General features: G+C 56.6%; 10 protein-coding genes and 2 tRNA genes. 5 read left to right on the top strand and 7 right to left on the bottom strand.

What is annotated here, in order from left to right; translation table 11 throughout:
- Positions 1 to 167 precede the first annotated feature (167 nt).
- The gene (locus RBB47_RS13570) at positions 168 to 644 is read left to right on the top strand and encodes a YbaK/EbsC family protein (protein WP_305986350.1); all 477 of its coding nucleotides are present in this window, start codon (positions 168 to 170) and stop codon (positions 642 to 644) included.
- A gap of 13 nt (positions 645 to 657) precedes the next feature.
- Here RBB47_RS13570 and RBB47_RS13565 read toward each other — a convergent pair whose 3' ends face one another.
- The 4 genes from RBB47_RS13565 to cysQ form a co-directional block, all read right to left on the bottom strand.
- On the bottom strand, positions 658 to 1,671 hold the full coding sequence (locus RBB47_RS13565) for an SDR family NAD(P)-dependent oxidoreductase (protein WP_305986349.1): 1,014 nt from the start codon (positions 1,669 to 1,671) through the stop codon (positions 658 to 660).
- Between the two features lie 232 nt (positions 1,672 to 1,903).
- Positions 1,904 to 3,814 (bottom strand): sulfate adenylyltransferase subunit CysN, encoded by a 1,911-nt coding sequence (gene cysN / locus RBB47_RS13560; RefSeq protein ID WP_305986348.1) that lies wholly within the window; start codon positions 3,812 to 3,814, stop codon positions 1,904 to 1,906.
- A gap of 1 nt (position 3,815) precedes the next feature.
- Positions 3,816 to 4,745 carry a sulfate adenylyltransferase subunit CysD gene (gene cysD / locus RBB47_RS13555; RefSeq protein ID WP_305986347.1) on the bottom strand — a complete coding sequence of 310 codons (930 nt, stop codon included), beginning with the start codon at positions 4,743 to 4,745 and terminating at the stop codon, positions 3,816 to 3,818.
- A gap of 70 nt (positions 4,746 to 4,815) precedes the next feature.
- Complete coding sequence (gene cysQ / locus RBB47_RS13550; RefSeq protein WP_305986346.1) at positions 4,816 to 5,655, bottom strand: 3'(2'),5'-bisphosphate nucleotidase CysQ; 840 nt, start codon at positions 5,653 to 5,655, stop codon at positions 4,816 to 4,818.
- A 650-nt stretch (positions 5,656 to 6,305) separates the two neighbouring features.
- Between cysQ and RBB47_RS13545 the strand changes: the two genes are divergently transcribed.
- Positions 6,306 to 6,809: a PilZ domain-containing protein gene (locus RBB47_RS13545; protein ID WP_305986345.1), complete on the top strand. Its 504-nt coding sequence runs from the start codon at positions 6,306 to 6,308 to the stop codon at positions 6,807 to 6,809.
- Positions 6,810 to 6,930: 121 nt separating this feature from the next.
- On the top strand, positions 6,931 to 7,434 hold the full coding sequence (locus RBB47_RS13540; protein WP_305986344.1) for a PilZ domain-containing protein: 504 nt from the start codon (positions 6,931 to 6,933) through the stop codon (positions 7,432 to 7,434).
- 57 nt (positions 7,435 to 7,491) lie between these two features.
- Here RBB47_RS13540 and RBB47_RS13535 read toward each other — a convergent pair.
- Positions 7,492 to 7,566: transfer RNA gene (locus RBB47_RS13535), tRNA-Gln, on the bottom strand.
- A 338-nt stretch (positions 7,567 to 7,904) separates the two neighbouring features.
- Here RBB47_RS13535 and RBB47_RS13530 point away from each other — a divergent pair.
- Positions 7,905 to 7,981 (top strand) — tRNA-Pro (locus RBB47_RS13530).
- A 297-nt stretch (positions 7,982 to 8,278) separates the two neighbouring features.
- Positions 8,279 to 9,136: a hypothetical protein gene (locus RBB47_RS13525; protein WP_305986343.1), complete on the top strand. Its 858-nt coding sequence runs from the start codon at positions 8,279 to 8,281 to the stop codon at positions 9,134 to 9,136.
- Between the two features lie 218 nt (positions 9,137 to 9,354).
- Here RBB47_RS13525 and RBB47_RS13520 read toward each other — a convergent pair whose 3' ends face one another.
- Together RBB47_RS13520 and RBB47_RS13515 are read right to left on the bottom strand one after the other, a co-directional pair.
- Positions 9,355 to 9,891: an AAA family ATPase gene (locus RBB47_RS13520; RefSeq protein WP_305986342.1), complete on the bottom strand. Its 537-nt coding sequence runs from the start codon at positions 9,889 to 9,891 to the stop codon at positions 9,355 to 9,357.
- A 204-nt stretch (positions 9,892 to 10,095) separates the two neighbouring features.
- Positions 10,096 to 11,292, bottom strand: a complete 1,197-nt coding sequence (locus RBB47_RS13515; protein WP_305986341.1) for a hydantoinase/carbamoylase family amidase — start codon at positions 11,290 to 11,292, stop codon at positions 10,096 to 10,098.
- Positions 11,293 to 11,665: the final 373 nt, after the last annotated feature.

Below are 11,665 nucleotides of genomic sequence, written 5' to 3'. Positions count from 1 at the left end.
CTGAATGCCATTAAATCAAGTAGCGAATTTCATTGCGATTTTTGCACTTGCCTTCCGTGGACAGGACCAGTCTTGTAGACAGTCCGATTTTGGGCTTGTTGACTTTCACATGACATCGATAGCGTCGAGCCAGGAATATCGCCGCAGAAACAGAAAGTACCCTACGCATGAGCCTCGAAAGTGTTCGCGAGCATCTCGCCGAAGCCGCGCCCGATCTGGAAATCATCTTGACGGAGAACAGCAGCGCAACAGTGGATCTGGCTGCCGCAGCACATGGCGTGGCGCCGGGGCAGATCGCCAAGACCCTTTCCTTTCAGCTGAAGGACCGGATCTTTCTTGTCGTGGCTCGCGGCGATGCCCGCATGGACAACAAGAAGGCCAAGGCGGCCTTCGGCGGCAAGGTGAAGATGCTCGGCCTTGAGGAGGTCGAAGCGTTGACAGGGCATCCCGTCGGCGGTGTCTGCCCCTTTGGGCTGGCCCAGCCGTTACCGGTCTATTGCGATGTGTCTCTGAAAGACTTTGATGTCGTCATACCGGCAGCCGGTGCCACCAACGCCGCCGTCCGTATCGCGCCTACGCGCATGGCAGAGATAACCGGTGCTGAGTGGGTCGACGTTTGCCAACCGCCCAGAAACGCAGACTAACCGGGACTATCGATCAAACCCGATAGTAATCGCGGTACCACTCAACAAATTTGGCAATGCCCTCGCGGACCGTGGTCTTCGGCGTGTAACCGGTCAACGTTTGCAAGAGATCCGCATCCGCCCAGGTCGCCTCGACGTCCCCGGGCTGCATCGGCATCAGATTGCGCTCCGCTTTCTTGCCGATTGCGTCCTCGATGGCATCAATGAAGTCGGTCAGCTGCACGCTTTCCGAATTGCCGATATTGACGATACGCCAAGGTGCCACAGGAGACAGGCTGTCGCCTTCAGGAACCTCCTCGCCCTCCTCGGGTCTAACCGGTACGGCGTCCATCAAAAGGCGAATGCCTTCTACAAGATCCTCGACATAGGTGAAGTCGCGCCGCATGTCGCCGTGATTGTAGACATCAATCGGCCGGCCTTCGAGGATGGCCTTGGCAAACTTGTGGTGTGCCATGTCCGGCCGGGCCCAGGGGCCATAGACCGTGAAAAACCGGAACATGGTGATCGGCAGGTCGTAAAGATGGGCATAGGAATGCGCCATCGATTCAGTTGCCTTTTTGGTGGCGGCATAGAACGACACCTGGTGATCGGCCTTGTCCGTCTCCTTGTAGGGCATGTTCACGTTGGCGCCATAGGCTGACGAGGTCGATGCCAAAAGCATGTGTTCGGGCGGAAATGCCCGGGCTGCTTCGAGCAGCTCGAACGTGCCGCAGATATTGCTTTGAAGATAAGAGCGCGGATTTTCAATCGAGTAGCGCACCCCGGCCTGCGCTGCCAGATGGATCACAAAATCCGGGCTTTGCGTCTTGAAGATGGACATGACCACGTCTGAAGCTTCAACACGGTCATTGATCGCCTGGAAATGCTCATGTTGCAGCAGCATTTGCTGTCTGCGTTCCTTGAGCCGGACATCGTAATAGTCGGTCATGGCATCAAGGCCAACGACCCTGAAACCGTCCTTGAGCAGACGCGTGCAGAGGAAGTAGCCGATAAACCCAGCAGAACCGGTCACCAGTACGGTTTTCATGTGCGTCCATAGCCTTTTAGCTGAAAAGCATCAGTCGCTCGCGTCTTAGCGAGGTTCGCCAATCCGGGCAACGGCAAAGTCTGAAATCGGCATTGAAAATCGCGGTCGTTTCCATTCAAGGGGCAAAGGTCTTCGCCGATGGCCGCCGGCAAAAAAAGAAAGGGAGAGACGGTCCGCCTCTCCCCGATTGTTCGCCGGTCAACGTCTGCGAGGACAATGACGCCACCGCAGCCTAGCTGCCCAGGAAGCCGCCCTCGCGCAGATACGTGATCACATCTTCTGCAATGTCTTCCGGGTCCCGGTCCACGTTCCGAATGTGGATTTCCGGGTTTTCCGGCGCCTCGTACGGGCTGTCGATGCCGGTGAAGTTCTTGATCTCACCCCGATCCGCCTTGGCATAAAGACCCTTGGGATCGCGCTGGCGGCAGATCTCGATCGGCGTATCGACGAAGACCTCGACAAATTCCCCTTCGCCCAGCAGATCCCTGGCCATCCGGCGCTCGGACCTGAAGGGTGAAATGAAGGAAACGAGCGTGATTAAACCGGCATCGGTGAAGAGTTTTGCAACTTCGCCGACGCGGCGGATGTTCTCGACGCGGTCCGCGTCGGTAAAGCCCAGATCCTTGTTGAGACCATGACGGACATTGTCACCGTCGAGCGTATAGGTGTGTTTGCCGTCGATATGCAGCTTCTTTTCCACGATCGAGGCGATGGTGGATTTGCCCGACCCGGACAGGCCCGTGAACCAGAGCACCGCCGGCTTCTGGCCCAGTTTCTCCGAACGCGCTGTCTTGTCGACGTCGAGCGCCTGCCAGTGGATGTTGCTGGCCCGGCGTAGTGCGAACCAGATCATGCCGGCGCCAACCGTTGCGTTCGACATCCGGTCGATCAGGATGAACGATCCCGTGGAACGATTGGCCTCGTAGGGGTCAAACGGGACGGACGACGACAGCGCGAAATTGCAGAAGGCAATCTCGTTGAGTTCAAGCGTCTTGCCCGCCATATGCTCGAATGTGTTGACGTTAATCTTGTGCTTGATTTCAGAAACCGTTGCAGTGACCGTCTTGGTGCCGATTTTCAATAGGTACGGACGGCCCGGAAGCAACGGCTCGTCGCTCATCCAGATGACATGGGCAGCGAACTGGTCGGCGACGTCGGGCCTGTGTGCGGCCGAAGACAAAAGATCGCCGCGCGAAATGTCGATTTCATCTTCGAGCGTGATTGTGACCGCTTCGCCGGCCTTGGCTTCGGGAACTTCCCCACCCGGACCGACAATGCTTTTCACCTTGGAGGACTTTGCAGGTCCGGCAACCACTAGCTCTTCACCGACCGACACCCGTCCGCTGGCAATTGTGCCGGAATAGCCGCGGAAATCGAGATTGGGCCGGTTGACCCACTGCACCGGGAACCGGAAGGGCGCTTCCAGGGCGTGTTCGCCAACTTCGACGGTTTCCAGATGGTCCAGAAGCGTGGGGCCGGAATACCAGTCCATGCTCTGGCCCCTGGCCGTCACATTGTCGCCGAAGCGGGCCGACATCGGAATTGCCTGAAGGGTTTCAAAGTCGAACCCGTTCGCGAAAACCTCGAACTCCTTGCGGATTTCCTCAAACCGCTCCTGCGAGTAGCCGACAAGGTCGATCTTGTTGACCGCCAGAACCACATGGCGAATGCCGAGCAGCGATGCTATGAAGGCGTGCCTGCGGGTCTGGACCATCAGTCCGTTGCGGGCGTCCACCAGCAGCACCGCCAGATCTGCCGTCGAGGCGCCTGTTGCCATGTTGCGGGTGTACTGCTCGTGGCCTGGTGTGTCGGCAACAATGAACTTGCGCTTTTCGGTCGCAAAGAAGCGATAGGCAACGTCAATGGTAATGCCCTGCTCGCGCTCGGCTTCCAGGCCGTCGACCAGAAGCGCGAGATCGATGTCTTCGCCCACAGTGCCGTGTTTCTTGGAATCGCGCTCCAGGGCCGCCAGCTGGTCCTCGAAGATCAGCTTGGTGTCATAAAGCAGCCGGCCGATGAGCGTCGATTTGCCGTCATCGACGGAACCGCAGGTGAGAAAGCGCAGCTGGTCCTTGGATTCTTGCGCAAGGATATAATCGGTGACCGCCGTTTCAGCGGCTTCCTGAACGTTTGTCGTGCTCATCTTAGAAATACCCTTCCCGCTTCTTTTTCTCCATGGACGCGCTTTCGTCCTTGTCGATCAACCGGCCCTGCCGCTCGGAGGTGCGGGCAATCAGCATTTCACGGACGATGGCGGGGAGCGTGTCGGCATCTGATTCAATCGCGCCGGTCAACGGATAACAGCCGAGCGTGCGGAACCGGACCTTTCTTTCCTGGATGATCTCACCTGGCTGCAGCTTCATGCGCTCGTCGTCGACCATGATGAGCATGCCGTCGCGCTCGACCACCGGCCGGTTGGCGGCAAGGTAGAGCGGAACCATTGGAATGTTCTCCGTCAGGATGTACTGCCAGATATCCAGTTCGGTCCAGTTGGACAGCGGAAAGGCGCGGATGCTCTCGCCTTTGGCAACGCGGGCGTTATAGAGGTTCCACAATTCCGGGCGCTGGTTTTTCGGGTCCCAGCCATGGCTGGAATTTCGGAAAGAAAAGACACGTTCCTTTGCGCGCGACTTTTCCTCGTCCCGGCGCGCACCACCGAATGCGGCATCGAAGCCGTATTTGTCGAGCGCCTGTTTCAGGGCTTCCGTTTTCATGATGTGCGTGTGAACCGAAGAGCCGTGGTCGAACGGATTGATGTTCTTCTCGACGCCTTCGGCATTGGTGTAGACCAGAAGATCGAGCCCCAGGCGCTTTGCAGTGTCGTCGCGGAACTGGATCATGTCCCGGAACTTCCAGGTCGTGTCGACGTGAAGCAGCGGAAACGGCGGTTTGGACGGATAAAACGCCTTCATCGCCAGGTGCAGCATCACTCCGGAGTCCTTGCCGATGGAATAGAGCATCACCGGATTGGAGAACTCGGCCGCGACTTCCCTGATGATGTGGATGCTTTCCGCTTCCAGGCGCTTCAAATTGCTGAGGCGCTCGGGCGTGATCCCGTGAGATTGCATATTCATTTTCACTTTTCCAATTTGTCCGGCGAGCCGGCTTTATCTTTGTGTGACCTGTCTTTTTTGTGGCGGCGCATCACACCGCCGGCACCGGTTCCGGCAGGAGTTCCCTTGAACTGACGGCGATGAAATGCGGGTTTCTCAGATCGTCCTTGGAAGCGCCTTCCGGCACTTCATAGACAAAGTCCTCTCCGTTTTCAGCCAGAACGACGCAGCCGCCCGCCGCACGCACCACCGCATCTCCAGCAGCAATGTCCCATTGCATGGTCGGCGCAAGCCGGGGATAGAGATCGGCCTTGCCTTCCGCCACCCAGCAAAGCTTCAGCGACGAGCCGACAGACAGACGCTCAGCGACGTTGAGCCGGTCAATCAGGGCGGATGTCTCTTCAGACAAATGCGACCGGCTCGCCAATACGCTAATGCCGGCAGATGGCGGCGTCCTGACTTCGACCGGGGTCACGTCAACTGCGCGCCCGGCGTCAATCCGTGCCTTGAATGCGCGTGCGGCGCTTTCACCGCTGGCCGTCACGCCACCCCAGAAAATCTCGCCGAGCGCCGGCGCCCCAACGACTCCAAACACCGGGCGCCCGTGTTCGATCAAGGCGATGTTTACAGTGAACTCACCGTTTTTCTTCAAGAATTCCTTGGTGCCGTCCAACGGATCAACGAGGAAGTAACTGTCGCCAACCGCCGGCAGGTTGCCCGCCTCGACGGATTCTTCGGCGACGACCGGGAGTTCCGGAAAGACGTCCGAAAGACCCTCCAGGATGATCTTTTCCGCGGCAGCATCTGCCTTGGTCACCGGCGACCCGTCCGCCTTGCTCTCGGCTTCAAACGGCTCGGCATAAATTTTCAAGATTTCCTCGCCAGCCCGAATAGCAAGCTGGATCAAAAAGGATATCCGGTCTTCTGTCATAGACGCCTCTGGTTGCCCGAAACCTCAAGGATTTCGGGCGGGTTCGGTAATTCCTGCATGGCCGTAAGTAACGGGAACGCATGTATCAATTCAAGAAACCACGTTCCACGAATATGCTGGAATGGAAAATGCTTCGGTTATCGACCGCCCCTCCGGGGGTGTTTGTTCCTCGCACACGTGTCCCATAGAAGGAACCGGGCACGGGTAGATACGAACAGATACGGCGCTTATCGCCATTCCTCCCGGACGGCCGCACAAACAGCACCAGGTCGGCGGATGACCTTGCGGCCAACGCTCCCCTTTCATGCTGCGTTGCGACAGCGCGTCTTTTGGCCAGTCTAAAATCTGCGTTTAGAAATCGCAACAAGACTCTTGTAAAAATTGCAAGAGATGACGAGCATTCAACCAGAAATTACTTTGATTTTTATTTCATTTTTATCTTTTTACGTTAACAAACGAATACAACGGTCAAGACGTGGAAATATCTTCATTAAGAAACTAATATAGTCCTCTATTTACGCGACGGAAATCAATAAAACGCAGATATCCCTTCGTTTCTCGAATTCGATTCACTTATTGGCAAGAGCTTTCAAGTAACTTTGTAACGGAAAAGGGGCTGACCGTATTTATCTAGCCAATGCGAGATGACCATGTCGAATGTTGATCCTGCACCGCAGCAAAATGCGGACCCACAAGAGGCAGAGGACTTTGTGCCGCGCGCCCGGCGCGCCCGTGTCTATAAAAAAGGCAAAATGGTCTTTCAGAACGGGTTGAGGTCCATCCCCTGCGTTGTCCGGAACATCTCCGACGGCGGGGCCATGCTGGAATTCGAGCAACCTTATATCCTGCCGAAGGACTTCGAGCTTTATATCGATCTGGAAGACTATGAAGTGTCCTGCGAGCGCCGCTGGGAAGAAGGCCTGAAATGCGGGGTCATGTTCACCAGCTCAAAGCGGCATGTCAGTCAGCAGCGCGCCCAGGTGCTGAAATCTTCCGAAACGGCGCTGCAGGCGCGTCTGGACCCGGCCTGGGGTGACCTGGAAAAGCCTCTGGAAGCTGAGGAGCACGAGCAGGAGCCGGATGCCTCGGAAGACACTGGACGCCGTAACACTCCGCCGGCTGGCGGCAAGCCGGCCTTCGGCAAGCGCCGCTGATGATCACGCCGTCCATTTGGATACCCTCCGCAGATTCACCGAATGACAAGGTATTCCTGTTAAAAAGAACAGGTTCACGGGTGACCTTCACCCCTGAATAGCCTTGAGATTTGGAACGACCATGTCAGACACGATGCCAGAACCGCAGCAGACCCCGGAAGACAAAGACGGCGACCCGACCGAACGTGCCAGGCGCATGCGCGCGCTCAAGAAAGGCAAACTGGTCTTCAATCGCGGTTTGAGATCCGTTCCCTGCATCGTCCGGAACCTGTCGGAAAACGGTGCAAAGCTGGAGTTCGAACAGGCCTATCTGCTGCCGCCGGAATTCGTTCTGCAGATCGACCTGGAAGACTTTGAAGTCACCTGTGAACGCCGTTGGGAAGAAGGTCTGCGCATTGGCGTTGAGTTCGTCAGCGAGAAACGCAAGGTCAGCCAGCAGCGCGCGCAGATCCTGAAATCATCCGAAGAAGCGCTCAAGGATGACATCGACGAGGTGCGGGATTCACCGGACAATTTCTTCTCGCGCAAGCGCGTTCAGGACGAAAAGAAGAAGATGGCTGAACAGCCCGTCCGGCGTACCCGTCCGACCGCGGTTGACAAGCCGGGCTTCGGCAGACGGCGGTAGGCCGCCGGCCGCGCAGGCGCTGCACGACAAGCTCATTTCCCGTTTTTTCTGAAAAGCTGGCTGGGGTGGCTGGATTCGAACCAGCGCATGGCGGTACCAAAAACCGCTGCCTTACCGCTTGGCTACACCCCAATGCCGTGGGAACGCTGTATAGCGAGGTCGCCTTTGAAGCGCAAGCCTTCCCCTGCCCTAACTTATAGGACGCGATTGGAGTTTTCCCCAAGCCAGACAGGATATGCGGCCAAAGGCTTCAAAGAGCTTGGCTTTTTCCACTTCAAGGCGCCTGCTAAATCTTGTCTGCGGCAACAACCTAAACCCTTTCCGCCCAGGTTGTTCATCGTCTCAAAAAAACGGCGCGCGGGCTTCCAAACCACTTGCGGGATCAGATGAGCTTTGCTACATGACCCTCCACGCAGCGCGGCCTTGCCCCGCTGTTCCCGATGGATCTATGCTAGATCCAAACAAGGTGTCGGAGTGTAGCGCAGCCTGGTAGCGCACCTCGTTCGGGACGAGGGGGTCGGAGGTTCGAATCCTCTCACTCCGACCATTTTTCTTTGCAGCTTAGATCTGAAATTAAGGCCTTTTCCGGCCTCTCGGGATCTGAGTCAGATTTTCCAGATTGCTGGGCCAATGATTGGGCCAACATTTCAGGGTGGTTTGTTGTTTGGAAGCGATGCCGGTCAGCCAGGCCATTTCAGCTCACGTCTGCAATGCGCTGATGTGTCGGGCGCATCAAACTTCTTCAGGTACGCCTTTTTTTGAAAAGCAAGGAGTTACCGGCAAGGCGCAGATGACATATATTGGTTTGGTAGACTGAGTGACCAAACAGAGACCGGAGACTGATGTGTCACCAAGCAAGGGCCGCGTTGAAAGACTGATTGATGCGATAGGTGCAGAGTTCCAGTCTCATCTCATCGACTTGTGGAACACCTCAACAGTCTTTGATATTCAGGACGGCGCCGTTCAGAAGATGATCTCGCGCGAAGCACCATTTGGTGTCATTGGGATCAAGATACTGACGCGCAATCCGGGAGACGCAGATCGTCTTTTTGAGCACCAATGGAATTTCAGCATCGGGATCACCGGATGTGAATTCAAGCTGTTGGATGTCGATTACCAGAACGACGTTTGGATCGGTGATGCGAATTCCGCAGAATTCGCCGGGCACGAACAGATTGCCTATAAATCGGTCGAGCAATTGATTGCCTTTCATGGCGATGATTTCGGCGTCGGAAAGGTCTTTATCGAAAAAATCGGGGCTCTCTGCCCCAGCCTGCTTGAAAAGCCGCCATTGTTCTTTCGACTGCCGCGCAGGGCGCCGCCCGCCTACAGATACACAGAAGCCCCGCGGGCCGTTCGCGAGGCGCTTGGCCTTTCACCTGTTGACCGCATGGTTCTGATTGAGGCGATGATCAAGGAACACGGGATTGACCCGTATAAGATCCTTTTGTCCTACCATTCTGATGAAAACTTCTGGCTGGTTGATCTGCCTGAAGCGATTGTGGACGATTACCAGCATGGCCTGATTGATCCGAGCCTTGGTGAACACCATTCAAATCTTGAGGTTGGGGTCTCCATTACAGCAGAGGCGCTGAGGAACAGGGTCCGGCAGAAGCCCAACAGCGCTGAGCGCGACAATGGCGTCTTCTTCTCCATGTCCGGAAGCGGGTCTGCGTCCGGATATTTGAACGGCTTGAATTGATTTTAAGGTGGCTGGGGCCATCTTTTTTTGCTGCGAGAATGCGCCGAAATCCCGACAGCCTCCTCTCTGCCTCAAAACCGGCTTTCGCTGCGAGTGGTCTGAACGGCAACAATTGGCCCGCATTGCGCACGTTCGAGTGCTATCGCATTGTTACTGTGAGCAGCCGTTCGTCACTGTCAAATGGAAAAAACGAGATTCGGACAAAGAAGACCTCCGAGCTACAGTGCTCCGCACTCCTTCAAGACGATTTCGGCCCGTTCTTGAACCGACACCTTGGGTAGTTCAATTCTGATGTAACCAAGCGCGTCCAAAGCCTCCTCGATGCGGAGGTGTTCCTGCACTGCTGCATCGAATGAGTGCCGTCGTTCAGCGTCATTGGCAAACAGCTCCCTCCAGGGCGGGACCACGAAAACGCGCTTCCAGTATGCCTGGGTTTCACCAAGTGTCTCCTCCATCGTTTGGCCACCAGAACGTGCCAAAGCGACCGCCGCGTCGATCAAGCCACGGTCGAAGAACACAATGCCATCAACGTGTTTCGCGGCCTGTAAGTCGGACTTGGCCATCTCAACTGCGCGCAGCGCAAACGCCTTCATGTCCACCCATGGCAATGCCGTGCCTTGTCCGGCCAGTTCATCTGAAACGATACGGCGGCCGGGCTCTTCCACTGTCGGAAACCCGCGCTCTTTCAAGGCCTTCAGCAGAGTTGATTTTCCACCGCCAGAACACCCCGTCAGCAGAACAAACCTACGGCTCAAATCAATTCCCTTTCCGTGGCTCGATGACCTTCAATGCAGTTGATGCTGCGATGCTGAAAACTGCAAGAAGGGCTCAATCCGACCTTCGCTGCGAGTGTTCCGAACGGCAACAACGCGCCCTCAAAACTGACAATTTCCGCGTTGAAGCCTTGGCCCGAAAGCAACCGTGTGTTTGAGCAACGGGGCTCTGATTTGACACCTGTTTCAGCTTGCTCGGCTGACGGCGTCCGCCAGTACACGCAGGCCGGTTATCAAGTCGGCCTCGTGCGTGTCCTCGGCAAAATCGTGGCTGATCCCGTCAATCGATGGAACAAACAACATCGCTGACGGCATCAATCGCGCCATGTTTGAAGCATCGTGCAAGGCGCCCGACGGCATCTCGCGCCATTTACCGGGAGCCTGCGCCTCAGCTGCGGCGCTCAAGGCCGCGCGCAGGTTGGCGTCCATTGGAACCGGCTGCAGCGCCTTGATCGGCACAATTTCAGACTGCATTCCATGGTCACCTGCAATCTCGGCAACAAGATCGCGAACAAGTGCTTCCATGCGGGCCAGCCGATCATCATCAACATCGCGCCACTGCACGTCGAACACCACTTCACCGGGCACAATGGAGGGCGCATTGGGCCGCAGTTGTATCCGGCCAATCGTCCAGACCGTGCGTGGTGTTACAATGTTTCGAAGGCGGTCGTTTAGCGCGGCGTTGAATCCCGACAGCGCCTGAAACGCATCTTTTCGCTGGTGCATCAGCGTGGTGCCGGCGTGGTTTTGCTGACCAGTCAGGGTAATCTGCAGTTGGCGGGATCCGACAATATCTGTGACAACGCCAATCGCTTCGCCCGCGTCGTGCAATGTGCTGCCCTGTTCGATATGGAGTTCAATGAAACCCACGAACTGGTTGTATGGCACGAACGCCCCTGCAAGATCCGCCACTGAAGACCGCGCCTCACGGAAGGAGACGCCGTTCCGGTCCGTGAATTCGTCGGCCTCGGCAAGTGTGGTCTTGCCTGAATAAAAGCTGGATCCGGTCAGCGCGCCAAACCGCCCTTCTTCATCCTGGAAGTTCACAACTGACACCGGCGGACCACCCGCCTCTTTCGCAGCTCGCGCGATCTCCAAAGCGACGATGACACCCAACGCCCCATCCAGCCAGCCCCCTTCGGGTTGGGTATCGGTGTGAGACCCCAAAAGCATGGATGGAGCATCGGTCAGGCCGAAGACGTTGCCCACAGGGTCCACATGTGGGGCCAGTCCTGCCGCTTTAAACTGTTCGATCAGCCACTTTCGGGCAGCCACGTCTGGTTCAGAAAACGCCGGCCGCACCACTCCCTTGCCCACGCCACTGGCGCCGAAGGAGCGGAGCGTGTGAAGATCTCTCAAAAACTTGTCCGGCTGAACGTTCATCTTGACTTTCTCAAACTGAAAACTCCCAGAATTTGCCCAACACCCCACAATTGCAACGTTCTCTTTTGATGCTGCAACCGATTTGCTCACCTTTCAAGCTACCTGATCCAAAGGCGTGGTTGGCGTTGGTATTTTGCGCCAGAGAACTTCCGAAACGCGCGCCCATTCCGAACCTTCGCTGCGTTCGAGGTGAGCGGCTTGCCACGCAGGCACACCAAACCGGCATATGGGTAGGTGGTCTGACTGACCGCTTTGCTGGTCTTTCCCTTTTGCCGGCAACTTTTTTGGAAGCTGGTTGACACGCGGCGACAAGGTTTTTCCGTTCTGCAGGGAGCGGGCATGCTGCATGACGTTGTCGGGGCCCGGATAGCAG

Origin of the sequence: Roseibium sp. MMSF_3544, assembly GCF_030732845.1 — a bacterium.
GTDB lineage: Bacteria > Pseudomonadota > Alphaproteobacteria > Rhizobiales > Stappiaceae > Roseibium.
This window is presented reverse-complemented; position numbering and strand designations above follow the sequence as displayed.

Excerpts from the sequence above, each read along its gene's own strand:
- RBB47_RS13570 (WP_305986350.1), top strand. The coding sequence starts at position 168 with ATGAGCCTCGAAAGTGTTCGCGAGCATCTCGCCGAAGCCGCGCCCGAT.
- RBB47_RS13565 (WP_305986349.1), bottom strand. The coding sequence starts at position 1,671 with ATGAAAACCGTACTGGTGACCGGTTCTGCTGGGTTTATCGGCTACTTC.
- cysN (WP_305986348.1), bottom strand. The coding sequence starts at position 3,814 with ATGAGCACGACAAACGTTCAGGAAGCCGCTGAAACGGCGGTCACCGAT.
- cysD (WP_305986347.1), bottom strand. The coding sequence starts at position 4,745 with ATGAATATGCAATCTCACGGGATCACGCCCGAGCGCCTCAGCAATTTG.
- cysQ (WP_305986346.1), bottom strand. The coding sequence starts at position 5,655 with ATGACAGAAGACCGGATATCCTTTTTGATCCAGCTTGCTATTCGGGCT.
- RBB47_RS13545 (WP_305986345.1), top strand. The coding sequence starts at position 6,306 with ATGTCGAATGTTGATCCTGCACCGCAGCAAAATGCGGACCCACAAGAG.
- RBB47_RS13540 (WP_305986344.1), top strand. The coding sequence starts at position 6,931 with ATGTCAGACACGATGCCAGAACCGCAGCAGACCCCGGAAGACAAAGAC.
- RBB47_RS13515 (WP_305986341.1), bottom strand. The coding sequence starts at position 11,292 with ATGAACGTTCAGCCGGACAAGTTTTTGAGAGATCTTCACACGCTCCGC.